Source organism: Pseudomonas sp. YNh (assembly GCF_037993085.1).
In the GTDB taxonomy this organism is placed as follows: Bacteria; Pseudomonadota; Gammaproteobacteria; order Pseudomonadales; family Pseudomonadaceae; genus Aquipseudomonas; species Aquipseudomonas putida.
This window is the reverse complement of record NZ_JBBMRJ010000035.1, coordinates 1-26,887: the sequence shown is the minus strand read 5'-3', so window position 1 is coordinate 26,887 and position 26,887 is coordinate 1. Positions and strand designations below refer to the sequence as shown.

Genomic DNA, 26,887 nt, shown 5'->3' with positions numbered 1-26,887 from the left:
GGGGGCGGGTATCTGAGGAGTCCTTACGAACAAGGCGGTGAAGAAGGGGTAATCCATACCAGCCCTTTGCTCAGAGGTGTTTGGTCTTGGTCGTTGCCTCTCGTACCCGCGCAACCTCAAAGTCCTTCTGTACCAGCTGTTTCAGGAGCTTCAACTCCTTTGTGTATTCCTCCACCGACAAACCATCTCCCAAGCGTCGAGTGAGCTCGGCTTCGCGTTCGAAGTAGGCTTCCAGTGCGCGCTGCATGTGGACAGAATTGACAGTCTCCGCGTAGTCCGCAGACGCAGCCAGTGCTAAGTGCAGATAAACGTTAATCGACTCTGGATCCAAATGGCCAGTCCACTGTGTCACCTGAATTTTGAAAATCTCGGTATCTAACAGGTTACGCCGGAAATCATCTTCATTCGTAATTTGATGCGTACGGATAAGGTCGATGAAAAGCTTTGTAATAAAGCGGTGTCTAAACATGTGGGGAAAAATAGGTGTTTCAATTCCGGATGCTACTTTCAGCTTCTTAATTTCATTATATAAGTATTTGCTTGATAGTGGTCGGCCATTTCTCTCGGAGACGAAGAACCGTCGATGGTCTGTACCATCCTTGTATTTTTTCCTCATGATGTCGTTACGCTGCCTTTCCACATAGTTGTTCAAGTGGTGTAGGAGCGTGGGTAGAACGGGTACCTCCCTAAAGCTAAGTACGCCGTGCTGCTTTAGAGTGGTTAGTCTCAGCGTGGGATTTTTTAGCTTTTTTGCGGCCTTAACATCATCGATTGTGAGTTGTTCAATTTCTGATCGTCGTGCCCCAGTGTCAGTTAGCAAATCAATAAGCAATGATCGTCTTACTTTGACGAATAGAGACGATTTTTCTTTTCGTGCAGCATCTTTAAGAAGTGCTATCTGCTCAGCTGTAATTGGATTTCTTTTCTTCGCTCGCGCAGGAGGGCCAAAGGAGTGGTGTGACAAATATGTCCCGCTTCTCTTTCGGCCTAGTTTGTCGTAATAGTGGTAAGTTTCCTCTGTGGCGCGAATTCTACCTTCAGGGGCTACGAAGTTCTCAAAGCCATGCAGCCGGCCGACAACGCCTAGAAAATCAAGCCATACACGACCAATTGCGGAAATTGTATCCTCCGTTCGCTTTGGCTCGCTGGGGCTTGTTGGAGATCCTTCTTCTCGTAACTCAGTGATGTAATCCGCGAAATCACCGTCTGTTAGCATTATCGGATCTATTTTGTCTTGATAGCATCGGCGTAATAGTTGACTTAAACTTGCGGCATAAACCCCCATGGTGCCGCCGTCTTGCCCTGAACGAGATAGACCGCGCTTTGATCCCCGGCCCTTTCTGTTGAAGAGGCTGAGCATATAAAGGTTTCCGATGATGCATGGTGACCCATTAGGCCAATTCATAAACGGGATGTTTGTTGCATCCCGTAAACTTGTGCGGCCGCCAGAATAGTGACTGAACGTGTCAAACTCGCCCAGCAAGCTATAGAGCTTGTGCGTCGACCGCTCCTTATTCTTTTTTGCGGTAGTCATTGATGTCAGCCACTGTATTGGATGAGACCTTCGGCAGCGGTGTCTCGGTGAGGTTAAATGGGGGGATGCACAGACTGGTGATGGATAGCAGACTAGCAATCGCGTCAGACGACCATTTTTCTATGATCTTAAAATCTTTGGCATCACGCAGGTCTCGGAACTGTCCGAGCGCATCCTGGAGCCCTCGGAGCAGTAGGAAGTTCGTCTGGCGCAGCATTTCCAGCTCTGACTCAACGTCTTGAACCTTGAGGCTGAGCCCTGACTTGGTGCGCTTGTTACTCTTAGCCTTCTTGCGATCCTCACGCTCAAACGCCTCGATAGCCTTCTTTCGCAAGGCATTGAGGCCGTTGAAGCCACCGGCCAGGCACTCATCGCTGTATTTTTTCAGCGTATTGAGACTGGTTGGAAAGGTGTTGGTGGCTGGTTCACCACCTGCACTCACAACGCGATCCAGCGAAGCCAGGCCGGCTTGGCTGTTAAGGGCGCTCCGCAGTTCAGCGTCCTCAACAAAATCGCTCGGCTTTGTGATCACCTGGGCAAGCAGGCGTTCAAGAGCCAAGACTCCGGCCTTGGCTACGTCGCCCCGTGAGGGGCGATCTGTCATGCTGCGACTCCATTTTTGAGGCGTGCCACGACTTTCATATGCTCCCCTGTAGCATCAGTGAAAAACACAGGCGAAATTTCGACCATGCCTTCGTTAATCTTGTCAACGATATAATCTTCCAACTCAGAGCTCGGAATCAACCCAAAATCGTCAGTACCATATCGTTCTTTGAGCATTTCAGCTAATACTGTGAAGTTCTCAATATTGCCGACGTGGATGTTTTCTGCAGCAAACTGAGCCCCAACAGAGTTAAGCAGGGCGCCGTCTGTGCTTTCGGTAATATAATTGTAGACGTGCTGGAGGTTCGCGTGACCAAGCATCCAGCGCAGCGTGTCGAGGCTCGAGAAGCTTCCACAGTAGAAGAACAACATTGCAAAGAATCGGCGCATTTGATGCTGACGCAGATACCAACGCTGACCTTCATCGTTGACGGGCGTTTCGAAATAATCGCAGAACATATCCAGATTACGGTTGTAGGCGTTATTGCTCGCGTCGATGAACTCTCGCGTTCCACGCATCTGCGGCAATGCAAACAGAGTCTTATACGACTTGATGTACCCGATTTTTAGCAATACTTTTTGCATCCTGATCATGTTTTTGATCATGTCTGCGGCTATTGGCTCGATGGGTCGAGCTTCTGTCCGGCGCAAGCCGAACAGATGCCTGGTACTCTTGCCGTTGCCAAACAGCAGCCATTCTTCAGACTCATCCAGGCACCGGTCAGCTTTCAACGAATACAGCTCGCTGACGCGCCTTGCCATAAGTATGCCGACGGTGAGCTGGATGCCCCCGACGTACACGGCAAGCAGGTCGTACAAGCCGGTGTTTGACCTCAGGTTCGAATAGAACTCTTGCTTATCGCCTTTGATGGATTCGCGCAAGGTCTTGGTGTCGATGATCCTGGCGCTTAGCGAGAGGCGTGATACGCCAAGGTTGACCAGGTAAGGGCCAACGATATGTCTAACCTCGGCCTCGGAGAGGCTAGAGGGGTTCACGCCGCGCTTCTGGCACTCGATTGCAATGCGACAGAAGCCTTTAATGATCTCCGAGCCATGTTCAATGTGCAGCTCGATGGCATTGCGCAGGGACGTGAACACCAGATCCGACGGCACGGTTCGGAAACGTCCCTTGGTGCCAAGCTCAGGCGTGAAGCAATCCGCTTCTTTCAACGCTCTGGAGGTAGGCGCCGGCAAGCCAATTTCGTGCAGCGTGCCCAAGTTATACACAGCGCTTCGGTAAGTAAAGAACGTCTGGTCACGCATCAGCTCGAGCGCACCCGTGTTTGTCCGAATCCCTGGGTACTCTCGGGTGAAGAGTGATATATCATCGTTATACCCGAGTATCAAGTGAGCGGTCTTAGACTGGTTTTTACCCCATAGCACATTCGGGTAGAGGATGCCCGAAAGCCTGATGGTGTTAGGCTGATGGCCATACTCGACCTGTGGTGTCCCATACAGTCCTCGGATGTACAGCGCTGCACGAATCGGTGGAATCAATTCGTAGGGGATACCTAACTCGTCGTCATCCTTCTGCTCGTTGGTAACGATGAGCAGCTGCGGACGCTCTTTGAGCACACTGAGAATTTCCATCTCGCTTGTGTCTGCCAAGATGCTATGGCAGAACTCTCGAAGCGTTGGTGTCCAGTTGTAAACCGATTCTGCGCTCGAAGGCGTTTTGGAGAAGGTCTCAAGCATCTCAATGAGGTTGCCACCTGTGAGACCTGCTAAGCCATACGCAGACAGCTGGTAACGCTTATCGTTGATCAACAAAAAATCGATGATCTGGCATGCTCTGCCAAACTGCTTTGCCTGTTGGCCTTCCAGCTCATTTGTAGTGCCTAGGTCAAAGTCGCGACGGGTGCTTGAAGTAAGATAGTACTTGAACCCCAAAAGGAGCTCTTCGTTCTTCAGGGCGAGCAGCGAACTACCATCCGAAAGCGTGATTTCCCAGTCGAGCTCCTTGGGATTCTTCTTGTAGCCAAACGAGTACTGCCACTTCGGGGCATCGAAATCGCTAAGCAGCCAGGGTGCTGTTTTGAATTCCTCACGCGGAGAGTTGAGCAGAGGGGCAAGAAATTTCAGTTCAGGCGGCAGTAGCATAAATCAAACTCTCCATTTGGCTAGCGTCAATCTGAGTTTTGGCTGTAGCCAGGTATTCTTGAAGCTCGAACTCGTAACCTTCGGTGATCTCGTTGACGAGCAGCTTTGTCAATTGGGCCCAATACATGGCCTTAGCGCAAATCTCGTCTTGACGATTGGACTTCCGGACTGCTTCCTCAAGAGAGAGAAGAGCGGTCAAAATACCCACGTCGACAGAAATCATTACCCGGTCAGCGCTGTCGTCGTTTGCTGCTTGCTTCGCGTTTTTCTTGTTTTGCTTCGTCGGGGCTTCCTCACCTGTGCGCTCGCGGGCGGCACGATAGCCTTCAGGATCACGCATCGCCTCGGGGATATCCTTGAGTGCATTGTTCTCCAGAAATTTATGTAGCTCTTCCATCGACTGAAAGTTTGACACTTTCAGTAGGTGTTTGCTGTCCTTCATTGCGTGGCATATGATCCCTCGTTGGAAAGCTCTGATCCACCTCGTCTGGAAGAACGCCAGAATCGGTTCTGGCAGGTAGCTGCTCAGGAGATCAGGTGAAACGTTAGTGTGACCAAGCGCCGCTGCGGTTTCGGTCAAACTATTATTCGCGATGTAGAGCAGCACTGCTCGCGTAGCTCTCAAGGACGTGATTGAGATCCTGCAGATGAACTCTTCGATCTCCTTTTTTGGCAAATCGATGAATTCAGAAAACTCTCCAGCTAAGTGCTGGTAGCGAGTTTCTAGCGTTCCACTGTTCCAGTTCGTGGGCTTCATCTTAGTGGGGTACGTGATGCCCCTGGAGCATTGGATGAATAGTTGTCGCCACGCATCGTCACCTTCTGCACGCAGATAGTCGCGCAGCGGTTGAGTGCTGCGAATGATCTGCCGCACGCGAACGGCGTCGCGAGGTCTCAGCTTAATCTTGATCTCGGCGTTGGCTCCGCCTTTCCGATCTTTGTAGCCGGTGAGTTGATAATATCCATCGAGTTTGACGAAACCGGTCAGATCGCCCTTCTTGTCGTAGAGCTCAAAGTTGTCCAGAAACGATTGTGTGATGCACGGGTACTCATGCACTAAAAGGATCTTGAACGGATACAGGTCGTTAGCGGATGGCACCTGTAAGAAACTGTTAAGGTATTCTCGGTTTATGATTTTCCCGAACCGTTTGGAAAAGCCATCATGAACATATCCGAACCCGTGCTCTTTGAATGCAGCACATACATCTTCAGGTTTGACGTCCTCAAGCTCGGCATAGGTTGCATAAATAACTTTTTCGGGGTTACCTGATTTTGCTAATCTATCGCGTGACTTCTGAGCGTTAGAAGTGCTCCAAGCTTTTTTGTTAGCCCACCGGTACAGCGCGTCATTGTCGGATTTGATGCTTTTGAAAATTAGCTCGATTGCTTGGGTGTCAGTTAGGTGATAAGGGATTTCGGTGATCAGCTTCACCTTGATCACTTCCCCCTTGGTATTTTTTTTATTGTTAGTATCTGCGCCTCGAACGTGTTGGACTGCGGGTTTAGGGATGCTTCCGGCATAAGGCTTTACCCAAACGCCAGACGCGAGCATCGTTGCGTTCACTAATTGAATAAGGGCTGCGTATGATTTTGTCGCGGTTGGAATGTCCAGCCCGCGCTCGTGCTGGTCGGTGAAATAGTGAAGCATGTACGCCAAAAACACACGCTTGATCTGAATGGGATCTTGGAATGTCTCTACAGGCCACGCTTGTGCGCGTTCTGAGATGTAGTCCAAGAAGGCGTTGAACTCTGTGCTCCTTGGGCGCCGCATTTTGAGAAAATGCTGGCGCATGCATTTGTAGATTTCTTCTGCAAACTCTGGCCCGTGGGAGATCCACACGTTAGCTAACGATATATAAGCGACTTTGTCGTTCATATACTCGACCGCCCATCCGTTCCAAAACCGGACAGCCTGTGGGTCAAGATTGTCTTTAATCGCTATCCAGTACTTGGCGTTGAACTTTGGCCAGCCGTCTCGGCCGCCATTCTCTTCGAAGGTCGGGAGCAACGGGATCTCTTTGGCCATCTCTTGCAGCATCCGCACGAACTCCCGTGCATAGCTGTTTCGCAGCGGTCGCGTAAGGTCGATGAAGGTAGGGTCGTACAGCGCTCCTAGGAATCCTCGGACGGTGCGTTCGAAGGCTGGGGAGGAGAGGCCGAGGTAGGTGACGGTGCTGCCAGTGATGTTGCAGTAGGCGTCGAAAATCTTAGTCAGCTGGCCCATGCCGTCGCGTGCGATTGGCTCGTAGGAGCGGTGCATGAGCGTCTGGACATCCGGGGGCAGGGTGGTGAACGGATAGTTCGCCAGAGCCAGCGATCCTTTGATAATTGTCAGATTTTCCATGGAGCACTTGATCGTCTGTATAGCCCGTGATATCTATATTCTGACAAATTTGACAAGACTGTGTAAATGACAAAATGGTCGAACGCAGCCTGGATGCCGACCTGGCCCTGGCGCTGAGCCTCAACGGCCGCGCGTTGCTGCGTGACGACCCACCGCTGAAGATCATGCTGATGTCGGCAACCCTGGAAGGCGAGCGCCTGTCGCGGCTGCTGGACGACGCCCCGGTGGTCAGCAGTGAGGGCCGCATGCACCCGGTGGACATCCGCTGGGGGCGGCCCTTCCAGCCGGGCGAGTTCATCGAGCCACGCGTCGTGGACAGCGTGCTGCAGGCGCTGGCCGACCAGACGGGCAGTGTGCTGGTGTTCTTGCCGGGCCAGGCCGAAATCCGCCGGGTGCACCAGAGCCTGCAGGAAGCACTGGGCGAGCGGCCGGAGATTCTGCTGTGCCCGCTGCATGGCGAACTTGACCTCAATGCCCAGCGTGCAGCCATCGACCCGGCGCCCGAGGGCCAGCGCAAGGTGGTGCTGGCCACCAACATTGCCGAAACCAGCCTGACCATCGACGGCGTGCGCGTCGTGATCGACGCAGGCCTGGCCCGGGTGCCGCGTTTTGACCCTGGCAGTGGCATGACCCGGCTGGATACCCAGCGTATCTCCCGCGCCAGCGCCACCCAGCGTGCCGGCCGTGCCGGCCGCCTGGAGCCGGGCGTGTGCTACCGGCTGTGGTCCGAAGCCCAGCATGACCAACTGGCTGCCCATGGCAGCGCCGAAATCCTCCAGGCCGACCTGGCAGGCCTGGCCTTGCAACTGGCGCGCTGGGGCGTCGCCCCGCATGAGTTGAGCTGGCTCGACCAACCGCCCAGCGCAGCGTTTACCCAGGCTCAGGACCTGCTGGCGCGCCTGGGGGCATTCAAACCGGGCAGCCGCGACAACCTCAGCGATCACGGCCAGGCCATGGCCGAGCTGCCGGCTCACCCACGCATCGCCCATTTGTTGCTGCGTGGTCAGAGCCTGGGGTTGGCCGCCATGGCCTGTGATGTGGCGGCGTTGCTCGGTGAGCGGGATATCCAGCGTGGCGGCGGTGCCGACCTGCACAGCCGGCTGGCCTTGGTCAGCGGCGAGAGCAAGGCCAGCCGTGGCGGCCAGGGTGGCGTGCAGCGCGCCCGGCAGCTTGCGCGCCAGTACCGTGGGCTGTTGCGCGGCAAGGCGGGGGCCGCCGTCGCCGACCCCGACCATCCGCGTTGGCTTGGCGCCTTGCTGGCGCTGGCCTATCCCGACCGGGTCGCGCAGCAGCGGCGTGCAGGGGGCGCCGAGTATCGCCTGGCCAACGGCCGTGCTGCCTTGTTCGGCGAGGTCGATGCGTTGATGAAGCACCCGTGGTTGGTGATCGCCGACCTGGGCAGCCGCCAGGGCCAGCGCGAAGAGCGCATCTACCTTGCGGCAGAATTTGACCCGGCGCTGCTTGATGATGTGCTGGCCGAGCAGGTCGAGCGTGTCGATCTACTCGACTGGGACGAGCGTGAGCAGGTGCTGCGTGCCGAACGCCAAACCAAAGTCGGTGAGCTGATACTAAGCCGTGAACCACTGGCGGGCCTGACTGACGAAGCGCGGGCCAATGCGCTGCTTGGCCTGGTACGGCGCAAAGGCCTGAACCTGCTGACATGGACCCCGGAACTGCGCCAGTGGCAGGCGCGCGTGGCACTGTTGCGCCAGCTGGACCTGGACAGGGACGGGCAAAGTGAATGGCCCGACCTGGGTGACGAGGCGCTGCTCGCCAGCCTGGAAGACTGGTTGCAGCCCTACCTTGGCAAAGTGTCCCGGCTCAGCCACTTCAGCGCGCTGGACCTGCCGTCGCTGCTGCGCAACCTGCTGCCCTGGCCGCTGCCGCAACGCCTGGAAGAACAGGCCCCCGCGCATCTGGCCGTGCCGTCCGGCTCGAATATCCGCCTGGACTACAGCGAAACCCCGCCGATTCTCGCCGTGCGCCTGCAAGAACTGTTCGGCCTGGCCGATACCCCGCGCATCGCCAATGGCCGGCAGCAGGTCAAGTTGCACCTGCTGTCGCCGGCACGCCGACCGGTGCAGGTCACCCAGGACCTGGCCAACTTCTGGCGCACGACCTATGCCGAAGTGAAGAAAGACCTCAAAGGGCGGTACCCCAAGCATTACTGGCCGGACGACCCTCTGGTGGCCGAAGCTACGGCGCGGGCCAAGCCTCGGGGTACCTGATTACGGTGCTGCCTGGCCGAAACGCGGGCCTGGGCATCACGCCCCGGCTTCGCCCTCCAGCAGCATGAACAGGCGGTACAGCACCACGGTGCTGAACAACTGCAGGAAGCCGCTGAGGCTGTCCATGGCCAGCTCCATGCCCGGCGATGGCTCGGGGAAGGCCATTAGCAGCAGCCCGTCGATCAGCCAGATTGGTGCCAGCACGGCCACCACGCAAATCATGATGCGCATGAAGTGCCCGGTGGTCATGCGTGCGCTTTCGCGCATTGCCTGCACCACCGGCAGGCCGCGCAGCACCAGCAGGTACTCGGCGAACACCAGGTTGATCATGATCCACACGCCCGGGAAGATGAACAGCGCCAGGCCGGCCATGATCAGCAGCGAGCTGATCAGGATCAGCAGGGCCAGTTGCGGCCATAGCTGCAGGGCGCGGGCGAACAGGTCGCGCTTGCCGATGTCCTGGCCGTTGCTGCGCGTGTGCAGGTAAAGAATCAGTGCCGCGCTGTACAGCGGGTAGAACAGCAGGCTGACCAGCATGCCGTAGGCCGGCGAGGCCTGGTCGCCCATCTGCCGGTACAGCAGCTGGGTGAGCAGGGCCTCCAGTACCACCAGCGGCAGGCACAGCTGGAGAATGCTCGGCAGGTGGCGGCGGAAGAAGTACAGGGAGTCGCGCAGAACGCTCAGCGGATTCATCAGTCAACATCGCATGGCAGTAAAATCAGGGGCATAACTTTAGCCCAAAGCGGGCGTGGGGCTGTCACTTGCTGAAAAAAGTTTCACGGCGCCAGTGATTGAATCCCGTGCCGCTACACCCCATCTTTGACGCTGTCCGTTGTCCCGCTACCCCACGAGGTCGCCCCATGAACACTGAAGAACAAACCCTGATCGACGGCCTGTTCGGCCGCATCAGGCAAGCCGAAGACCCAAGCCAGCCGCGTGACGCGCAGGCCCAGGCGTGCATCGAGCAACACCTGCGCCAGCAGCCGGCGGCGCCTTACTACATGGCCCAGGCGATTTTGGTGCAGGAGGCGGCAATCAAGCGCCTCGACGAACAGAACAAGCAGTTGGAGGCCGAGCTGAAGCAGGCCCGCGCCCAGGCCGAGGCGGCACAGGCCGGTACCGGCGCACCGGGCAGCGGCGGTGGTGGCTTCTTGTCCAGCATCTTTGGCTCGGGCGGGCGCAATGCGGCCCCGGCTGTGCAGCCTCAGCGCCCTTCGGCGCCGCCTGCAGCATCCGGTGGTGGCTGGCGCGAGCCGTCGGCACCGGGCTTCTCGCAGGCTCAGCCGCAACCGCAGCAGCCAGGCTTTGGCGCTGCGCCGGCGCGCGGCGGTGCCAGCAGCTTCCTCGGTGGGGCCATGCAGACCGCAGCCGGTGTGGCCGGTGGTGTGTTGCTGGCCCAGGGCATCAGCAGCCTGTTCAACCACAATTCACAGCCCGAGGAAGTGGTCGAGGTAATCAAGGAAGAGCCAGCACCGGCCAGCGACAGCGGTGGCTGGAACGACCAGGGCGGGCAGCAGCAAGTGGCTGACAACGGTGGTTGGGGCAGTGACCAGGGCGGTTATGCCGACACCGATTACGGCAGCGACGATGGCGGGTTCTTCTCGGACGACGATTCGTACGTCTGACAGGTCTGGCATACTGCAGGCAATTTTGGGGGCGCTTTGCGCCCCTTCGCGGGCACGCCCGCTCCCACGGTGACCTGTACGACACCTTTGGGAGCGGGCGTGCCCGCGAATGGCTGCGCAGCAGCCCCCGGTATTCCAGGCCAGACATGAGGTTCCCAGGTGAAAAAGATCGCGCTGTTCGCTGATGTGCAGAACCTCTACTACACCGTGCGCCAGGCCCACGGCTGCCATTTCAACTACACCGCGTTGTGGGCCGACGTCAGCCGTGAAGGCGAAATTGTCGAAGCGGTGGCCTATGCCATCGACCGTGGCGACAGCAAGCAACAGCAGTTCCAGCAGATTTTGCGCAACCTGGGTTTCGATGTGCGCCTCAAGCCTTTCATCCAGCGCAGCGATGGCTCGGCCAAAGGGGACTGGGATGTGGGTATTACCCTGGATGTGATCGATGCGGCCAGCCGGGTCGACCAGGTGGTGCTGGCCTCTGGTGATGGCGACTTCGACCTGCTGCTGGAACGGGTGATCCAGCGCCACGGTACAGAGGCCGTGGTGTATGGCGTGCCTGGGCTTACCGCATTGTCGCTGATCCGTGCGGCCACCCGTTATGTGCCCATCGAGGGTAAGCTGTTGCTCAAACATTGAGGCCCCTTCATGGAACGTATTGCTGTCATCGACTTTGAAACTACCGGCATCAGCCCTGGCGCCGGCTGCCGCGCCACCGAAGTGGCAGTGGTGATGCTGGAAGGCGGGCGTATCGTCGAGCGCTACCAGAGCCTGATGAACGCTGGCGTGCCGGTACCGGCCTTCGTCGCCGGGCTGACCGGGATTACCACCGCCATGCTGCGCAGCGCACCACCGGTGGACAAGGTGATGAACGAAGTGGCCGAGTTTGTCGGCGACACCCCGCTGCTGGCGCACAACGCGGCGTTTGACCAGAAGTTCTGGGACTACGAACTGAGTCGCATCGGCCGTAGCCGCAGCCAGTCGTTCGCCTGCTCCCTGCTGTTGTCGCGGCGCCTGCTGCCGATGGCACCGAACCACAAGCTGGGCACCCTCACACGCTGGGCCGGCTTGCCGGACACCGGTACCGCGCACCGGGCCATGGCCGATGCCGAGATGGCCGCCAACCTGCTGCAGCACCTGGTGGGCGAACTGCGCCAGGCCCACGGTATTCAGCAACTGTCCCATGGCCTGCTTTGCCGTCTGCAGAAAGTGCCTGCCGCAAAGGTACGTGAAACCCTGGCCAAGTTCCGCTAAGGCTACTGTCCAAGCCGTGCGCACCAAAAGTGTGCCGCTCATTTGAGCCCGTTCTGTAACGTAACTCCACTCAGGCAGGCCGTTAAACTGAATCACCCGTAAACGGATTTCGAGTTTTTCCCATGCCTGCCGCCCGTCGCTTCCCGTTGCTGCTCATTGGTGCTTTCCTGGCCTTGTACCTGGTCTGGGGCTCTACGTACCTGTTCATTCGTATTGGCGTGGAGAGCTGGCCGCCGATGCTCATGGCTGGTGTGCGCTTCGTGATCGCTGGGGGGCTGCTGTACGGTTTTCTGCGCTGGCGCGGTGCGCCGGCGCCGACCTGGGCGCAGTGGCGGGCGGCAGGGGCAATCGGCTTTCTGCTGCTCAGCTGTGGCAACGGTGGTGTGACCGTGGCCGAACATGCCGGGGTGGCATCGGGCGTGGCGGCGCTGGCCGTGGCGACAGTGCCCTTGTTCACCTTGTTGTTCGGCCTGTTGTTCGGGCACCGCAACTCGCGGCTGGAGTGGGCGGGGATTGCCCTGGGGCTGGTGGGTATCGGCCTGCTGAACCTGGGTTCCAACTTGCAGGCAAGCCCGATGGGTGCGGCCCTGATCATTTTCGCGGCGGCGTCGTGGGCGTTCGGCTCGGTGTGGAGCAAGAGCTTGCAATTGCCCCAGGGGCCGATGGCCAGCGCGGCGGAAATGCTGGTGGGTGGCGCGGCGCTGTTGCTGGGCAGCGTGCTGTCTGGGGAGCGTATGACGCAGATGCCGACCGCGGCCGGCTGGGGTGCGTTGGCCTATCTGGTGTTCTTTGGCTCGATCCTGGCGTTCAGCGCCTACATGTACCTGCTCAAGAACGTACGCCCGGCGGCGGCCACCAGCTATGCCTACGTCAACCCGGCGGTTGCCGTGCTGCTGGGCATCGTCTTTGCCGGCGAACAGATTGGCGCAGAGGAGTGCGTGGCCATGGCGGTGATTATCGGTGCGGTGGTGCTGATCGGCCTGCCACAGTGGCGCAAGGCACCTGCGCCTACGCAGCCGCTGGAAGGCGAAATCTGCAAGTAGGACGGGGTGATGCGGTAAACTTGCCGCCTTCGCTGAACCCCCTGACGGTATTGCCATGAATTTCGCCAAACTCGGCCTGATCGAACCGCTGCTGCGCACCCTGCAGCAGCTGGACTACACCACCCCGACCCCGGTGCAGGCCAAGGCCATCCCCGCCGTGCTGGCCGGCCGCGACCTGATGGCCGCAGCCCAGACCGGCACCGGCAAGACCGCAGGCTTTGCCCTGCCCGTGCTGCAGCGCCTGGCGCTGGAGGGCGAGAAGGTGGCCAGCAACTCGATCCGCGCGCTGGTGCTGGTGCCAACGCGCGAGCTGGCCGAGCAAGTGCACAACAACGTGCGCGAGTACGCCGAGAACCTGCCGCTGAGCACTTACGCGGTGTACGGCGGCGTCAGCATCAACCCGCAGATGATGCGCCTGCGCCGTGGCGTCGACCTGTTGGTGGCCACCCCGGGCCGCTTGCTCGATCTGTTCCGGCAAAACGCGGTCAAGTTCAACCAGGTGCAGACCCTGGTGCTGGACGAAGCCGACCGCATGCTCGACCTGGGCTTTGCCGAAGAACTGCAATCGGTGTACGCCGCGCTGCCCCGCAAGCGCCAGACGCTGTTGTTTTCCGCCACGTTCTCTGACCAGATTCGCGTGCTGGCCGGGCTGGCCCTGAACGATCCGATCAGTATCGAAGTGAGCCCGCGCAACGCCACCGCGACCAGCGTCAAGCAGTGGCTGGTACCTGTGGACAAGAAGCGCAAGGAAGACCTGTTCTGCCACCTGCTGCGCAAGCAGCGCTGGACGCAGGTGCTGGTGTTTGCCAAGACCCGTAATGGTGTCGACCAGCTGGTGGCGCGCTTGCTGGCCGAAGGCGTGAACGCCGACGGCATCCACGGTGACCGCCCGCAGGCCACCCGCCAGCGTGCGCTGGACAGCTTCAAGGCCCGCGAGATTCAGGTGCTGGTGGCAACCGACGTGGCGGCCCGTGGCCTGGATATCGACGACCTGCCGCTGGTGGTCAACCTCGACCTGCCGATCGTTGCCGAAGATTACGTGCACCGCATCGGCCGTACCGGGCGGGCGGGTAACAAAGGCGAGGCGATTTCGCTGGTGTGCGCGGATGAAGTGCAGTTGCTGGGGGCTATCGAAGTGCTTACCCGGCAGACGCTGCCACGTCATGAAGAGCCGGATTTCATCCCCGATCACCGAGTGCCGATGACCGACGCCAGTGGCCAGGTGATCAAGAAGCCGAAGAAACCCAAAAAGCCGAAAGAGAACAGCGCCAAGCGCGGGCTGGGGCGCTGGATGGACAGTGGGGATCCGGAGCCTGCTGTGAAGGCGGTGCGCAAGGTGCCGAGCTTCAATGGTGGGCCGCGTAAGCGTAAGCCTTGAGATTTTTGGGGCCGCAAAGCGGCCCCAAAAATCTGTCAGGAAGCCCGCGTGACCCAATCCGCCGCCGCCCGCCCGGCGCGCAACCCGCTGGCGAAGCAAGCCGTCAGCAGATACCCCCCGGTCGGCGCCTCCCAGTCCAGCATCTCGCCGGCACAGAACACCCCCGGCATGCCCTTGACCATCAACCCCTCATCCAGCCCCTCGAAGCGTACCCCGCCGGCACTGCTGATTGCTTCATCCAGTGGCCGCGTACGCACCAATGTGATCGGCAATGCCTTGATCGCCCGCGCCAGCACCAGTGGGTCGGCAAAGCTCGCCTGATCGGTCAGCTCGCGCAGCAGCGCCGCCTTCACGCCATCAATGCCCAGCTGGCTGTGCAGATGTTTGGCCATGGAGCGTGAACCGCGTGGCTTGGCCAGTGCCTGGGCAATCTTGTCCACAGGCTTGTCCGGCAGCAGGTCGAGCAGCAATACCCCTCGGCCTTCGCGGTTGATGGCCTCGCGCACCGGCGCCGACCAGGCATACACCAGGCTGCCTTCCACACCTTGGGCAGTGAGGATGAACTCGCCCTTGCGCGGTGCACTGCCCGGTATGCTGAGGGCAATGTTCTTCAACGGCGCGCCGGCGAACTTGTCCTTCAGCAACGCGCTCCAGCCTTCCACCTCAAACCCGCAGTTGCTGGGCTGCACAGGCGAGATATCCACAGCCCGTTCGGCCAGCAATGGCTGCCAGGCGCCATCCGAACCAAGCCGCGCCCAACTGCCGCCACCCAGCGCCAGTACCACGACTGCAGCCTTCACCGCGCGCTCGCCCTGTGGATAAGCGATCCGCAAGGCACCCTCGGCGTTCCAGCCCAACCAGCGGTGGCGGGTGTGGATAACTACCCCGCTGTCGCGCAGGCGCTTGAGCCAGGCGCGCAGCAATGGCGCGGCCTTCATGTCGGCGGGGAACACCCGCCCCGAGGTGCCGACGAAAGTTTCGATGCCCAGGCCGTGAATCCACTGGCGCAAGGCGTCGGCGTCGAAGTCGCGCAGCAGCGCATCGACTTCGCCCTGGCGCTCGGCATAGCGTGAAACGAACGCCGGGTATGGCTCGGAGTGGGTGATGTTCATGCCGCCAACCCCCGCGAGCAGGAACTTGCGCCCTACCGAAGGCATGGCGTCGAACACCTCGACCGCCAGGCCTGCCTGGGCCAGCGCTTCGGCGGCCATGAGGCCGGCGGGGCCGCCGCCGATAACGACGGCGAGGGGAGGGGAGGCGGGGTTTAGATCGGGCATGGTGGGCAGCAGGCTGTGGAAAAGATGCGCATTCTAGCGCAGCGCTGCCCATGCAGGCACTGGTCAAAAAACGATCAGAGTTCTGCAGGCCTTGTGTGCAAAGGGCTACAGCGCCTTTCCCGCAGGTTATCCACAAGCGGTTCCACAGTCATTGTGAACAACCGATGACGCGTGCCGCGCTGTGGTGCAGGATGCCATGGCGCCTGGCCAACGCTTCGCGGTCCTTGCTGTAGCCGCCGCCGATTACGCCAACCACCGGGATGTCACGGCCCAGGCAATGGCGCAGCACCGCTTCGTCACGGGCAGCCAGGCCGGCGTCAGTCAGTTGCAGGTAGCCCAGGGCGTCGTCCTTGTGCACATCGACGCCGGCGTCATACAGCACCAGGTCGGGTTGATAGAGCGGCAGCAGGTAGTTGAGGGTGTCGTCCACCACCTTCAGGTAGGCCGCATCGCCCATGCCACGAGGCAGGGGAATGTCCCAGTCGCTCTGCGCCTTGCGGGCCGGGAAATTCTGTTCACAATGCAACGACACGGTTATGGCTTCAGGGGTGTCGTGCAGGATGCGCGCGGTGCCGTCACCCTGGTGCACATCGCAATCGAAGATCAGTACCCGGTGTACCCGGCCAGCCTCCAGCAGGTAGCGGCTGATCACGGCCAGGTCGTTGAAGATGCAGAAGCCGGCGGGGTGGTCGTAATGGGCATGGTGGGTGCCACCGGCGAGGTGGCAGGCGATGCCATGTTGCAGCGCCATCTCGGCGGTCAGCAGCGAGCCACCCACTGCCCGCACCGTGCGCCGGGCCAGGGCTTCGCTCCAGGGCAGGCCGAGGCGACGCTGGTCTTCGCGGGACAGGTCGCCGTTCATGTAGCGCTCGATGTAGCCACGGTCGTGGGCCAGGGCGAGGATGTCGTTGGGGCAGATGTCCGGGCGCAGCAATGCCTGGTCGGTGGTCAGCCCGCTGTCTACCAGGTGGTCATGCAGCAGGCGGAACTTGTCCATCGGGAAGCGGTGTTCGGCGGGGAACTCCGGGCTGTAGTCTTCGTGGTAGATCAGCGGCAACGGCATGGATGGGGTCGCAATCAGGGCCAGTGCTGATCTTGCCATGGCCGGGGCCGCTTTGCTGCCCAATCGCCTGTAGGAGCAGCCTTGTGCTGCGAAAGGGCCGGTATGACAAACAGGTTTCTGTGGCAGTAATGGCCTCTTCGCAGCACAAGGCTGCTCCTACAAGGGAATTGTGATTGCCTGCATCACTTGGCGGCGCTGGCCAGTACCCGTTGCCAGTCAGGTTCGTTCAGTCGCCCGAGGATGCGTGCTTTGCCATTGCCATCCACCGACACGAACAGGGCGCTGGCATAGTCACTCTGGCGCTCGCCACCGGTAACGTTCTGCTGGCGGGCGAAGTGGTCGATGCAGCCGTTGTGGGTCACCAGCACCAGGTTGTGGCCGGGGCGCTTGCGTGACAGTGCTTCACTGGCGAACTGGTTGTCACAGCCTTCCAGCCAATCCTCGCTGGCCACCGCCTGGCCGAGGATGAAGTGCGCGGTTTGCCGGGTGCGCAGCTTCGGGCTGCTGAGCATGTCGGCGTTGTTCAGGCCCAGTTGGTGCAGCCCCTGGCCAACGCGGCCAGCGGCCTGGCTGCCGGCCACGGTGATGCCGGTGGGGTCGTCCAGGCAGGGCCCGGGGGCGCTGTCGCAGCGTTCTGCGTGGCGGATCATCACGATCACAGCCCCGTCGGCCCAGTCCTGCAACAGGCCGCTGTCACTCAGTTGTTGCTCGTTACCAAGGTCCACGATGTGCGTCCTCGTCGCCAGCCAGGTGGTCAACGCCGCCACGACCATGCACAGGCCAAGGGCGGCACCGAGGGCCTTGCGTGACAGGCGTCGCTTGCGCCGGGCATGAATGGCAGGGTGCCCCAGGGTGTTGCTCGATAGCATGGGTTGCTCCGTTGGCAGTGCCGCGGCTGGCGCGGAGGTGGATGGCGGCATCCTGCCAAGCGGCCTGTCGGGGGCCGGTGAAGGGCGTGTGAAAATTGCATTCGGCTGCTGCCGGTTGGGTGAAACCCGCGCCCGCGCCTACGCTGTAAACTGCAAGGCGGTAAACCGGAGCAGGCCCCATGACCCCCATTCTCCAACTGGAAAGCGCACGGCTGGTGCTGCGCCAATGGCATGACGATGATTTGCGCGAGTTCGCCGCGCTGTGTGCCGACCCCCAGGTGATGCGCTACTTTCCGGCGCCGCTGACGCGCGTTGAGGCGGCTGCGTTGATCGGCCGTGTGCGCGGGCATTTCAATGAGTACGGCTTTGGCCTGTGGGCGCTGGAGCGCAAGGACAGCGGCGCGTTCATCGGCATGACCGGGTTGCTCAATGTCAACTTCGAGGCACCCTTTGCCCCGGCGGTGGAGATCGGCTGGCGCCTGGCACGTCGCCACTGGGGCCTGGGCTTTGCCAGTGAGGCGGCGTGGACCTGCCTGCGTTGTGCTTTCGCCCAATTGCGCCTGGAAGAAGTGGTGTCGTTCACTAGCGAGAGCAACCTGCCGTCGCAGAAGGTGATGCAAGCCATCGGCATGCAGCAGGACCTGAACGGCAGCTTCGAACACCCCCGCCTGGCCAAGGGCCACCCGCTGCGCCCGCACGTGCTGTACCGCATCGACCGCGCACACTGGGAGCGCACCCTGCGCGCCTGAATGCACGGCCATGCCCGGCGCGAATGACAAACCCTGTATCATTTGCCTTCATAACGAGCGCTGTAGAGACGTGTTGCCTTGCGAGGAGAACCCCCAATGAGTCATGTGTTGGACGACCTGGTCGACCTGTTGAGCCTCGAATCCATCGAGGAGAACCTGTTCCGTGGGCGTAGCCAGGACCTGGGCTTCCGCCAGCTGTACGGTGGGCAAGTGCTGGGCCAGTCCTTGTCGGCGGCCAGCCAGACGGTCGAGGACGCCCGCCATGTGCATTCGTTGCACGGCTACTTCCTGCGCCCGGGTGATGCCAGCCTGCCGGTGGTGTACTCGGTGGACCGCGTGCGCGATGGCGGCAGCTTCAGCACCCGGCGGGTAACGGCGATCCAGAAGGGCCAGACCATCTTCACCTGCAGCGCGTCGTTCCAGTACGACGAGGAAGGGTTCGAGCACCAGGCGCAAATGCCTGACGTGGTCGGCCCGGAAAACCTGCCCACCGAGGTGGAGCTGGCCCGCGCCATGGCCGACCAGTTGCCCGAGCGTATTCGCGACAAAGTGCTGTGCGCCAAGCCGATCGAGATCCGCCCGGTCACCGAGCGCGACCCGTTCAACCCCAAGCCTGGCGACCCGCTGAAGTACGCCTGGTTCCGCGCCGACGGCAACCTGCCCGACGTTCCCGCCCTGCACAAGTACCTGCTGGCCTATGCCTCGGACTTCGGCCTGCTGACCACGGCGTTGCTGCCCCATGGCAAGTCGGTGTGGCAGCGCGACATGCAGATCGCCAGCCTCGACCATTCGCTGTGGTTCCATGGCAACCTGCGCGCCGACGAGTGGCTGCTGTATGCAACCGACAGCCCTTGGGCCGGGAATTCCCGCGGTTTCTGCCGCGGCAGCATCTTCAACCAGGCCGGGCAACTGGTGGCATCGTCGAGCCAGGAAGGCCTGATTCGCCACCGCAAGGACTGGGCATGAGCCTGGGCGAGGTACGCAACTGGGTGTTCGACATGGACGGCACCCTGACCGTGGCCGTGCATGATTTCGACGCTATTCGCGTGGCGTTGGACATCCCCGCCGAGCACGACATCCTCACTCACCTGGCGGCCTTGCCCGCAGAGGTATCGGCAGCCAAGCATGCCTGGTTGCTGGAGCATGAACGCGATTTGGCAGTTGCCTCCACGGCGGCCACCGGCGCGGTGGAGCTGGTGCGCGAGCTGGCCGGGCGCGGGTGTCGGCTGGGTATTCTGACGCGCAATGCCCGCGAGCTGGCGCATGTGACGCTGGAGGCCATCGGCCTGGCAGACTGCTTCCCGGTGGAGCACATTCTGGGGCGTGACGAAGCGGCGCCCAAGCCGAGCCCGGACGGGCTACTGAAGATCGCCAGTGCCTGGGGCGTGGCGCCAAGCGAGCTGGTAATGGTGGGGGATTACCGGTTTGACCTGTACTGTGGGCGTGCTGCAGGCGCACGCACGGTGCTGGTGAATCTGCCGGATAACCCATGGCCGGAACTGGTGGATTGGCATGCGGCCGATTGCCGGGCACTGAAGGTGATGCTGGGCTGATTCTTGTGTCGGCAACGCGGGCCTCTTCGCGGGCATGCCCGCTCCCACAAGTATTGTGCAAGTCTCAGGTCTGTGGGGCCGGACCTGTCTATGCTCAACCCCATTCTTTCCTCTGATACGGAGACCCACCCATGACCAGCAAGGCCATCTACGTACAACCCGGCGGCGGCTACGACAAGGTCGAGGTCGGCACCAGCGAGGCCCAGGCCCCCAAGGCCGGCGAAATCACCGTGCGCCTGCACGCCAGCTCCCTCAACTACCATGACTTTGCCGTGGTCAGCGGCATGTGGGGCCCGAGCGAGCGGCGTATCCCCATGGCCGATGGCGCCGGCGAAGTGGTTGCGGTGGGCGAAGGCGTCAGCGAGTTCCAGGTCGGCGACGATGTGGTCAGCACCTTCTTCCCCGACTGGCTCGACGGCCAGGCCAATGTCGAGGGCTTTGCCCGGGTGCCCGGTGACGGCCTCGACGGCTATGCCCGCGAACAGGTGACCGCCCGCGCCACCGCGTTCACCCTGGCGCCCAAAGGCTTCAGCCATGCCGAAGCCGCTACCCTGACCACCGCTGGCCTTACCGCCTGGCGTGCGCTGATGAGCGACGACCACCTCAAGCCTGGCGACACGGTGCTGGTGCAGGGCACCGGTGGTGTGTCGATCTTCGCCCTGCAGTTTGCCAAGCTGGCTGGCGCCACGGTGATCGCCACATCGTCCAGCGACGCCAAGCTGGAGCGCTTGAAGGCCCTGGGCGCCGACCACCTGATCAACTACAAGAGCACCCCGGCCTGGGGCGAGAAAGTGCGCGCGCTCACCGACAACCGTGGTGTCGACCATGTGATCGAGGTGGGTGGCCCGGCGACGCTGGAACAGTCGATGATTGCCGCGCGCATCGGTGGGCATGTGTCGCTGATCGGCATCCTTACCGGCGTGGCCGGTCAGCTGCCGCTGGTGCAGGCGCTGGTGCGGCAGATTCGCCTGCAAGGTGTGCTGGTGGGCAGCCGCGCCCAGCAGCAGGCGATGGTGCGCGCGATCGATGCCAACGGCCTGCGGCCGGTGGTGGACAAGCACTTCGAACTGGAGCAGATCGTCGAGGCGTTCCGCTACCAGGAAAGCAACCGGCATTTCGGCAAGATCTGCCTGACCTGGTGAGGGCTGGATTCCCACACGCCCTGCCCATACGCGGTACCTGTGGGAGCGGGCGTGCCCGCTAAGGGCTGCGCAGCGGCCTCTAGTCCGGCAGCAAACGGTCGCGGCTGTTGGACAGGTGCAGGCAGACCGCCGCCCGCGCTGCGTCCGGGTCTTGCCGGCGGATGGCATTGAGGACTGCCTCATGCTCCAGGTTGGCCAGGTACGCCTGCCGCGCCAGCTTCGCCCCGCCGCGTTCGGCCAGGGCCATGCGGTTGCGCGGGATCAGGCTGTTGCCCAGATGCAGCAGCATTTCGGTGAAGTACAGGTTGCCGGTGGCCTCGGCAATCAGCAGGTGGAAACGTCGGTCGGGCTCGATACAGCTGTCGCCGGCGGCTGCCAGGTCCTGATAGTCATCCAGCGCCTGGCGCATGCGCACCAGGTGCCCCTCGTCACGGCGCAGCGCAGCCAGGGCGGCGGCCTGGCCTTCCAGGCCAATGCGCAGCTCCAGCAGGTCGCGCACATTCGCCGCGCTTTCCGCCGCGATGCGCAGCCCGGCCTGGGCCTGGCGCTCCATCACGAAGGTACCGATACCGTGGCGCGGCTCCACCAGCCCGGAAGCCTGCAACTTGGACAAGGCTTCACGCACCACCGTGCGGCTGACGCCATGCTCGCGCACCAGTGTGTTCTCTGAGGGCAGCTTGTCACCCGGCTTGAAGGTGCCCAGCAAAATCTGCTGGGTCAGGCTGGAGACCAGGTCATGGGCGCGGCTGTGGCCGCGTTTGCGGGCGTGTTCGGGGTCCATGGTGTGATCCGGTTCGCGCTGTACTTGTACGACAAGTTAATCCATAAAATTATTTTTTGCCGTTTTTTTATGCCTCCAAGCTGGCATTTGACTTCTGTACTTTTGAAAGATCGCAGCATATTGGCATTGTGACAGCTTGTATTTTGCCATTTTGCCGACACTGTTGATCTTGTCGTACAACCTCGTCGCGAATATGCTCATCCCCACTGCCATGTCAGACAACCAAGACCCGCACAAAAACAATTAGTGGGAGATTCGCACGTGAACGACATCCTCGCTCCGTCTGCCCGGAATGACGGCGACGCCCTGGCCAGTGCTGTAGCCAAGGTCAAGCGCCATGTCCTGCCGCTGTTCGTCATCATGTTCATCGTCAACTACCTCGACCGCGTCAATATCGGTTTCATCCGCCCGCACCTGGAAAGCGATCTGGGCATCAGCGCTGCAGCCTACGGCTTTGGCGCCGGCTTGTTCTTCATCGGCTACGCGTTGTTCGAAGTGCCTTCGAACATGCTGCTGCAAAAAGTGGGGGCGCGGCTTTGGCTGACCCGCATCATGTTCACCTGGGGGCTGGTGGCCACGGCCATGGCCTTTGTGCAGAACGAAACCCAGTTCTACGTACTGCGCTTTCTGCTGGGTGTTGCCGAGGCGGGCTTCTTCCCTGGGGTGATCTACTACTTCACCCGCTGGCTGCCAGGCGCCGAGCGCGGCAAGGCGATTGCCATCTTCCTCAGCGGTTCAGCGCTGGCTTCGCTGATTTCCGGGCCGCTGGCCGGGGCGTTGATGCAGATCCAGGGCCTGGGCATGCATGGCTGGCAGTGGATGCTGTTCATCGAAGGCATGGCCTCGGTCGCCTTGTGCTTCTTCGTGTTTTTCTGGCTGGACTCCAAGCCGCACGATGCCAAGTGGTTGAGCCAGGCCGAGCAGGACGCGCTGGTGGCCACCATCGACCGCGAGCAGCATGAGCGCGAAGCCGTGGGTACGGTCAAGGCTTCGGCCTGGAGCCTGCTCAAGGACCGCCAGATCGTGCTGTTCTGCGTGATCTACTTCTGCATCCAGTTGACCATCTACGCTGCCACCTTCTGGCTGCCCAGCATCATCAAGCGCATGGGTGACCTCAGCGACCTGCAGGTCGGCTTCTTCAACTCGATCCCGTGGCTGATCTCGATCCTGGCCATGTACGCCTTCGCCGCCGGCTCCGCGCGCTGGAAGTTCCAGCAGGCCTGGGTGGCCGGTGCCCTGGTGGTCGCCGCCATCGGCATGTTCATGTCCACCACCGGTGGCCCGGTGTTCGCCTTTGTCGCCGTGTGCTTTGCGGCCATCGGTTTCAAGTCGGCATCGTCACTGTTCTGGCCGATCCCGCAGGGTTACCTGGATGCCCGCATCGCGGCGGCAGTGATCGCCCTGATCAACTCGGTCGGCAACCTCGGGGGCTTTGTTGCCCCCACCACCTTCGGCCTGCTGGAGCAGCAGACCGGCTCGATCCAGGGTGGGCTGTATGGCCTGGCCGTGACCTCGGTGCTGGCGGCCATTGCCATCTTCTTCGTACGCATTCGCCCAAAGGGCGCCCCTTCCGATGACCTCAAGGCCCCCTCGGCCCTGGGCCAGACCCACTGAATACTGCGAGACAACAATCATGAATATGCAGACCAACCCCGCCGTTCATACCAGCACCCCGGTGGTCACCGACCTGCGGGTGATCCCCGTGGCCGGCCATGACAGCATGCTGCTCAACCTCAGTGGCGCCCATGGCCCGTATTTCACCCGCAACGTGGTGGTACTGCGCGACAGCGCTGGCAATACCGGGCTGGGCGAGGTGCCTGGCGGTGAACAGATTCGCCAGACCCTGGAAGACGCCCGCAGCCTGGTAGTCGGCCAGCCGGTCGGCCACTACCAGCGCGTGCTCAATGCCATGCGCCAGACCTTCGCCAGCCGTGACTCGGCGGGCCGTGGCCTGCAAACATTCGACCTGCGGATTACCGTGCATGCGGTAACGGCCATCGAGTCGGCGCTGCTCGACCTGCTTGGCCAGCACCTCAACGTGCCCATGGCGGCCCTGCTAGGCGAGGGGCAGCAGCGCGATGCGGTGAAGATGCTGGGTTACCTGTTCTACATCGGCGATCGTCAGCAGACCAACCTGGCCTACCGCAACGAAGCCGACGCTGATGACGACTGGTTCCGCGTGCGCCACGAAAAGGCCCTGACCCCCGAGGCGGTGGTGCGCCTGGCCGAGGCGGCCAGGCAGCGCTATGGCTTCAGCGACTTCAAGCTCAAGGGCGGCGTGCTGCGTGGCGAGGAGGAGATGGAAGCCGTGACGGCGCTGGCCGAGCGCTTCCCTGAAGCGCGAATCACGCTTGACCCCAACGGCGCCTGGTCACTGAAAGAGGCCATTGCCCTATGTCGCGACAAGCATCACGTGCTGGCCTATGCCGAAGACCCCTGCGGCGCCGAGAACGGTTACTCGGGCCGTGAAGTGATGGCCGAGTTCCGCCGTGCCACCGGCCTGCGCACCGCTACCAACATGATTGCCACCGACTGGCGGCAGATGGGCCATGCGATCCAGTCGCAGGCAGTGGATATTCCGCTGGCCGACCCGCACTTCTGGACCTTGCAGGGTTCGGTGCGGGTGGCGCAGATGTGCAATGACTGGGGGCTGACCTGGGGTTCGCATTCGAACAACCACTTCGACATTTCGCTGGCGATGTTCACCCAGGTGGCGGCTGCGGCACCGGGCGAGATCACCGCAATCGACACCCACTGGATCTGGCAGGACGGCCAGCGCCTTACCCGTGAACCGCTGCGCATAGTGGACGGGCACGTGCGGGTACCGCCCCGGCCGGGGCTGGGGGTGGAACTGGATGAGGACCAGTTGGCCAAGGCCCATGATTGCTACCGCAACATGGGGTTGGGGGCGCGGGATGACAGCGTGGCGATGCAGTTTCTGATTCCGGGCTGGCGCTTCGATAACAAGCGGCCTTGCCTGGTGCGTTGAAGCGGTTACAGGCCCCGCAGTGCAAAGACAGCCCCGGGTGATCGGGGCTTTTTTGTGAGTAGCTGAAATTGCCTGGGCCGGCACTGGCAACACACATCCAAATGAAAAACAAAAGCGCCAGATGGCCCGGTGGCGCGATCGGGCATGCCATTCGCGACATCTGGCGGTAATGGAACTGCCCTGTCGTGATCGAACAGTTCCGGGGCGTTCTCGTGTAATTTCCCGCAGCCCTGCGAGGCTTAAATGAAGCCCGAACCGCACGGACTCGTTGCTCTGTGATGCGCGCCAAAGATCAACAACAGCGCGCGAGCAACCTGTCGACTAACTGATTTGAAAGGAGATATTTTCGCCTACGCCTGCCCGTCCATCCTTGTGTCAGCAAAAAGAGAACAACATCAATGAGCACCGTGGGATCTGATGGCAACCTTGCACAAGGTTTCAAGCCTCGTCATGTAACGATGCTGTCCATCGCCGGCATCATCGGCGCCGGACTTTTCGTAGGCTCTGGTCACGCCATCGCGGCGGCCGGGCCAGCTACCATAGTTTCGTATTTCGTGGCCGGAACCCTGGTGGTACTGGTCATGCGCATGCTCGGCGAAATGGCCGTGGCACACCCTGATACCGGATCGTTTTCCACCTACGCCGACCAGGCCATCGGCCGCTGGGCCGGCTACACCATCGGCTGGCTGTACTGGTGGTTCTGGGTACTGGTAATCCCTATCGAAGCACTGGCTGCCGGGCATGTGCTGAACGCCTGGTTCCCGCAGGTGGACAGCTGGATCTTCGCCCTGGCCTCGGTACTGCTGCTGGCCTGCACCAACCTGTTCAGCGTGGCCAAGTACGGTGAGTTCGAGTTCTGGTTCGCCATCCTGAAAGTTACGGCGATTCTGGGTTTCATCGGCCTGGGCTTTGCCGCACTGATGGGCTGGCTGCCCAACCGCGAGGTCAGCGGCCTGAGCGGGCTGATGGCCGAGTACGGCGGCTTTGCGCCGAAGGGCTGGTCGGCAGTGGTCGGTGCGTTCATCACCGTGATGTTCAGCTTCATCGGCACCGAGGCGGTGACCATCGCCGCGTCCGAATCCAGCGACCCTTCGCGCAACATCGCCAAAGCCACCCGCTCGGTTATCTGGCGAATCAGCACCTTCTACATCCTGTCGATCTTCGTGATCATTTCGGTGGTGCCGTGGAACGACCCGCAGTTGGCGGTGGTGGGCTCGTACCAGCGTGCGCTGGAAATCATGAACATCCCCAACGCGGCGTTCATGGTCGACCTGGTGGTGCTGGTGGCTGTGACCAGCTGCATGAACTCGTCGATCTACATTGCTTCGCGGATGATGTATTCGCTGGCCAAGCGCGGTGACGCCCCGGCCTTCCTCAACAAGACCTCCAAGGTTGGCGTACCGCGCGCTGCAGTGTTTGGCAGCACCCTGATCGGCGCAGCCATCGCCGTGCTCAACTACTTCGCACCGAAGGGCGTGTTCGAGTTCCTGCTGGCCAGCTCCGGGGCCATCGCCCTGCTGGTGTACATGGTCATCGCCATTTCGCAGCTGCGCATGCGCCGCCGGCTGGAGCGCGAGAACACCGAGCTGAAGTTCCGCATGTGGCTGTTCCCGTACCTTACCTGGGCGGTGATCATCTTCATTGCCGGGGCGCTGGCAGTGATGATGTACACGCCCGAGCACCGGGTGGAGGTCAGCTCTACATTGGGCCTGGCGATCGTGATTTCCTTCCTGGGGATCGTGACCTCGCGCGGCCATGCGCAACCGGTGGGGGCGCGGTCGATGGGGTGATTGAGTTCACCTGGCGGTAGGGCGAAGGGCACCCCTGGATGGGTGCCCTTTGTTTTTTTGAAACACTTGTCTGGCGGCGCGGGCGACCGGGCGCTGGCTCGTCGGGGGTAGACTTCCTGTCGAATTCACAAAGGGAGTCGATGCATGAGCGCTGAACAAAAAACACAAGCGCCGACCGCCTGTCTTTCGGTTAAGGATGACCGGTTCGAGGAAGTGCTCGGGTTGATTAAAAATGCTAGGCAACGTGCGGTGCAGGCGGTCAATACACAATTGATCGATTTGTACTGGCAGGTGGGGGCTTACATCAGCCGCAAGCTGGAGCGAGCTGAGTGGGGGGAATCTGTAGTAAGCCAGCTGGCAGCACACCTGGCTCAGACGCAGCCTGGGCTGCGTGGCTTTACAAAGCGCAATCTCTTCCGCATGCGGCAGTTCTATGAGGCGTATCGGAATGACGAGAAAGTGTCAGCACTGCTGACACAATTGCCTTGGACCCATAACCTTAGATCGTGTCCCAGGAAGTGGTGTAACTCATCATGGCTCTGGCCACTGAGTTTGCCGTTTAGTT

Annotated in this window: 22 protein-coding genes and 1 pseudogene; 14 read left to right on the top strand and 9 right to left on the bottom strand. The window is 61.1% G+C overall.

Annotated elements, in window-relative coordinates; all coding sequences use genetic code 11:
• Nucleotides 1–70: 70 nt before the first annotated feature.
• The 4 genes from WF331_RS25520 to WF331_RS25505 are packed head-to-tail and all read right to left on the bottom strand — an operon-like array spanning nucleotide 71 to nucleotide 6,581.
• The gene (locus tag WF331_RS25520) at nucleotides 71–1,534 is read right to left on the bottom strand and encodes a tyrosine-type recombinase/integrase (RefSeq protein WP_340623396.1); all 1,464 of its coding nucleotides are present in this window, start codon (nucleotides 1,532–1,534) and stop codon (nucleotides 71–73) included.
• Entirely contained in the window at nucleotides 1,512–2,138 is a 627-nt protein-coding gene (locus WF331_RS25515) for a hypothetical protein (RefSeq protein ID WP_340623395.1), read from the bottom strand. The genes WF331_RS25520 and WF331_RS25515 overlap by 23 nt, the downstream gene beginning before the upstream one ends.
• Complete coding sequence (locus WF331_RS25510) at nucleotides 2,135–4,237, bottom strand: integrase (protein WP_340623394.1); 2,103 nt, start codon at nucleotides 4,235–4,237, stop codon at nucleotides 2,135–2,137. Before WF331_RS25510 ends, WF331_RS25515 begins: the two co-directional genes overlap by 4 nt.
• A complete protein-coding gene (locus tag WF331_RS25505) occupies nucleotides 4,221–6,581 on the bottom strand; it encodes a hypothetical protein (protein ID WP_340623393.1) in 2,361 nt (786 codons plus the stop codon). The genes WF331_RS25510 and WF331_RS25505 overlap by 17 nt, the downstream gene beginning before the upstream one ends.
• A gap of 68 nt (nucleotides 6,582–6,649) precedes the next feature.
• Here WF331_RS25505 and hrpB point away from each other — a divergent pair.
• Nucleotides 6,650–8,809 (top strand): annotated as a pseudogene (gene hrpB / locus WF331_RS25500) (ATP-dependent helicase HrpB); the annotation flags it as partial.
• Between the two features lie 36 nt (nucleotides 8,810–8,845).
• Here the strand turns inward: hrpB and WF331_RS25495 are convergent.
• Entirely contained in the window at nucleotides 8,846–9,502 is a 657-nt protein-coding gene (locus WF331_RS25495) for a YciC family protein (protein ID WP_016501693.1), read from the bottom strand.
• Nucleotides 9,503–9,669: 167 nt separating this feature from the next.
• Between WF331_RS25495 and WF331_RS25490 the strand changes: the two genes are divergently transcribed.
• From WF331_RS25490 to WF331_RS25470, 5 genes are all read left to right on the top strand, one after another.
• Nucleotides 9,670–10,434, top strand: coding sequence for a DUF2076 domain-containing protein (locus WF331_RS25490; protein ID WP_016501692.1), 765 nt, complete (start codon nucleotides 9,670–9,672; stop codon nucleotides 10,432–10,434).
• A 159-nt stretch (nucleotides 10,435–10,593) separates the two neighbouring features.
• Nucleotides 10,594–11,073, top strand: a complete 480-nt coding sequence (locus WF331_RS25485; RefSeq protein ID WP_016501691.1) for an NYN domain-containing protein — start codon at nucleotides 10,594–10,596, stop codon at nucleotides 11,071–11,073.
• Between the two features lie 9 nt (nucleotides 11,074–11,082).
• Nucleotides 11,083–11,688: a 3'-5' exonuclease gene (locus tag WF331_RS25480; RefSeq protein WP_049275210.1), complete on the top strand. Its 606-nt coding sequence runs from the start codon at nucleotides 11,083–11,085 to the stop codon at nucleotides 11,686–11,688.
• Nucleotides 11,689–11,810: 122 nt separating this feature from the next.
• Nucleotides 11,811–12,731, top strand: coding sequence for a drug/metabolite exporter YedA (yedA, locus tag WF331_RS25475; RefSeq protein WP_340623391.1), 921 nt, complete (start codon nucleotides 11,811–11,813; stop codon nucleotides 12,729–12,731).
• A gap of 55 nt (nucleotides 12,732–12,786) precedes the next feature.
• Nucleotides 12,787–14,109: a DEAD/DEAH box helicase gene (locus WF331_RS25470; protein WP_016501688.1), complete on the top strand. Its 1,323-nt coding sequence runs from the start codon at nucleotides 12,787–12,789 to the stop codon at nucleotides 14,107–14,109.
• 35 nt (nucleotides 14,110–14,144) lie between these two features.
• Here the strand turns inward: WF331_RS25470 and WF331_RS25465 are convergent, their stop codons facing one another.
• The 3 genes from WF331_RS25465 to WF331_RS25455 all read right to left on the bottom strand — a co-directional run bounded on the left by WF331_RS25465 (nucleotide 14,145) and on the right by WF331_RS25455 (nucleotide 17,318).
• Nucleotides 14,145–15,386: a TIGR03862 family flavoprotein gene (locus WF331_RS25465; protein WP_340623390.1), complete on the bottom strand. Its 1,242-nt coding sequence runs from the start codon at nucleotides 15,384–15,386 to the stop codon at nucleotides 14,145–14,147.
• A gap of 148 nt (nucleotides 15,387–15,534) precedes the next feature.
• Nucleotides 15,535–16,449: a histone deacetylase family protein gene (locus tag WF331_RS25460; protein WP_016489319.1), complete on the bottom strand. Its 915-nt coding sequence runs from the start codon at nucleotides 16,447–16,449 to the stop codon at nucleotides 15,535–15,537.
• A gap of 182 nt (nucleotides 16,450–16,631) precedes the next feature.
• On the bottom strand, nucleotides 16,632–17,318 hold the full coding sequence (locus WF331_RS25455; RefSeq protein ID WP_016501686.1) for a lipopolysaccharide core heptose(II)-phosphate phosphatase PmrG: 687 nt from the start codon (nucleotides 17,316–17,318) through the stop codon (nucleotides 16,632–16,634).
• 179 nt (nucleotides 17,319–17,497) lie between these two features.
• Here WF331_RS25455 and WF331_RS25450 point away from each other — a divergent pair, with 179 nt between their 5' ends.
• The 4 genes from WF331_RS25450 to WF331_RS25435 all read left to right on the top strand — a co-directional run bounded on the left by WF331_RS25450 (nucleotide 17,498) and on the right by WF331_RS25435 (nucleotide 20,762).
• Complete coding sequence (locus WF331_RS25450; RefSeq protein ID WP_016501685.1) at nucleotides 17,498–18,067, top strand: GNAT family N-acetyltransferase; 570 nt, start codon at nucleotides 17,498–17,500, stop codon at nucleotides 18,065–18,067.
• A gap of 96 nt (nucleotides 18,068–18,163) precedes the next feature.
• Entirely contained in the window at nucleotides 18,164–19,033 is an 870-nt protein-coding gene (gene tesB / locus WF331_RS25445) for an acyl-CoA thioesterase II (RefSeq protein WP_016501684.1), read from the top strand.
• Entirely contained in the window at nucleotides 19,030–19,620 is a 591-nt protein-coding gene (locus WF331_RS25440; protein WP_340623389.1) for an HAD family hydrolase, read from the top strand. Before tesB ends, WF331_RS25440 begins: the two co-directional genes overlap by 4 nt.
• 131 nt (nucleotides 19,621–19,751) lie before the next feature.
• Nucleotides 19,752–20,762 (top strand): zinc-dependent alcohol dehydrogenase family protein, encoded by a 1,011-nt coding sequence (locus tag WF331_RS25435; protein WP_016501682.1) that lies wholly within the window; start codon nucleotides 19,752–19,754, stop codon nucleotides 20,760–20,762.
• A 79-nt stretch (nucleotides 20,763–20,841) separates the two neighbouring features.
• Here the strand turns inward: WF331_RS25435 and WF331_RS25430 are convergent, their stop codons facing one another.
• On the bottom strand, nucleotides 20,842–21,543 hold the full coding sequence (locus tag WF331_RS25430) for a FadR/GntR family transcriptional regulator (RefSeq protein ID WP_016501681.1): 702 nt from the start codon (nucleotides 21,541–21,543) through the stop codon (nucleotides 20,842–20,844).
• 261 nt (nucleotides 21,544–21,804) lie between these two features.
• On the opposite strand from WF331_RS25430, the gene WF331_RS25425 reads away from it, so the two are divergent.
• The 4 genes from WF331_RS25425 to WF331_RS25410 form a co-directional block, all read left to right on the top strand.
• A complete protein-coding gene (locus WF331_RS25425; RefSeq protein WP_016501680.1) occupies nucleotides 21,805–23,157 on the top strand; it encodes an MFS transporter in 1,353 nt (450 codons plus the stop codon).
• 19 nt (nucleotides 23,158–23,176) lie between these two features.
• Nucleotides 23,177–24,532 carry a glucarate dehydratase gene (gudD, locus tag WF331_RS25420; RefSeq protein WP_049824903.1) on the top strand — a complete coding sequence of 452 codons (1,356 nt, stop codon included), beginning with the start codon at nucleotides 23,177–23,179 and terminating at the stop codon, nucleotides 24,530–24,532.
• Nucleotides 24,533–24,930: 398 nt separating this feature from the next.
• On the top strand, nucleotides 24,931–26,322 hold the full coding sequence (locus tag WF331_RS25415) for an amino acid permease (RefSeq protein WP_016501678.1): 1,392 nt from the start codon (nucleotides 24,931–24,933) through the stop codon (nucleotides 26,320–26,322).
• 144 nt (nucleotides 26,323–26,466) lie between these two features.
• On the top strand, nucleotides 26,467–26,887 hold a 421-nt coding region (locus WF331_RS25410), incomplete at its 3' end, for a DUF1016 N-terminal domain-containing protein (RefSeq protein ID WP_340623388.1).

Excerpts from the sequence above, each read along its gene's own strand:
- WF331_RS25460 (WP_016489319.1), bottom strand. The coding sequence starts at position 16,449 with ATGCCGTTGCCGCTGATCTACCACGAAGACTACAGCCCGGAGTTCCCC.
- WF331_RS25470 (WP_016501688.1), top strand. The coding sequence starts at position 12,787 with ATGAATTTCGCCAAACTCGGCCTGATCGAACCGCTGCTGCGCACCCTG.
- WF331_RS25495 (WP_016501693.1), bottom strand. The coding sequence starts at position 9,502 with ATGAATCCGCTGAGCGTTCTGCGCGACTCCCTGTACTTCTTCCGCCGC.
- tesB (WP_016501684.1), top strand. The coding sequence starts at position 18,164 with ATGAGTCATGTGTTGGACGACCTGGTCGACCTGTTGAGCCTCGAATCC.
- WF331_RS25455 (WP_016501686.1), bottom strand. The coding sequence starts at position 17,318 with ATGCTATCGAGCAACACCCTGGGGCACCCTGCCATTCATGCCCGGCGC.
- WF331_RS25515 (WP_340623395.1), bottom strand. The coding sequence starts at position 2,138 with ATGACAGATCGCCCCTCACGGGGCGACGTAGCCAAGGCCGGAGTCTTG.
- gudD (WP_049824903.1), top strand. The coding sequence starts at position 23,177 with ATGAATATGCAGACCAACCCCGCCGTTCATACCAGCACCCCGGTGGTC.
- yedA (WP_340623391.1), top strand. The coding sequence starts at position 11,811 with ATGCCTGCCGCCCGTCGCTTCCCGTTGCTGCTCATTGGTGCTTTCCTG.
- WF331_RS25465 (WP_340623390.1), bottom strand. The coding sequence starts at position 15,386 with ATGCCCGATCTAAACCCCGCCTCCCCTCCCCTCGCCGTCGTTATCGGC.
- WF331_RS25520 (WP_340623396.1), bottom strand. The coding sequence starts at position 1,534 with ATGACTACCGCAAAAAAGAATAAGGAGCGGTCGACGCACAAGCTCTAT.
- WF331_RS25430 (WP_016501681.1), bottom strand. The coding sequence starts at position 21,543 with ATGGACCCCGAACACGCCCGCAAACGCGGCCACAGCCGCGCCCATGAC.
- WF331_RS25435 (WP_016501682.1), top strand. The coding sequence starts at position 19,752 with ATGACCAGCAAGGCCATCTACGTACAACCCGGCGGCGGCTACGACAAG.
- WF331_RS25415 (WP_016501678.1), top strand. The coding sequence starts at position 24,931 with ATGAGCACCGTGGGATCTGATGGCAACCTTGCACAAGGTTTCAAGCCT.
- WF331_RS25440 (WP_340623389.1), top strand. The coding sequence starts at position 19,030 with ATGAGCCTGGGCGAGGTACGCAACTGGGTGTTCGACATGGACGGCACC.
- WF331_RS25480 (WP_049275210.1), top strand. The coding sequence starts at position 11,083 with ATGGAACGTATTGCTGTCATCGACTTTGAAACTACCGGCATCAGCCCT.
- WF331_RS25490 (WP_016501692.1), top strand. The coding sequence starts at position 9,670 with ATGAACACTGAAGAACAAACCCTGATCGACGGCCTGTTCGGCCGCATC.
- WF331_RS25510 (WP_340623394.1), bottom strand. The coding sequence starts at position 4,237 with ATGCTACTGCCGCCTGAACTGAAATTTCTTGCCCCTCTGCTCAACTCT.
- WF331_RS25505 (WP_340623393.1), bottom strand. The coding sequence starts at position 6,581 with ATGGAAAATCTGACAATTATCAAAGGATCGCTGGCTCTGGCGAACTAT.
- WF331_RS25450 (WP_016501685.1), top strand. The coding sequence starts at position 17,498 with ATGACCCCCATTCTCCAACTGGAAAGCGCACGGCTGGTGCTGCGCCAA.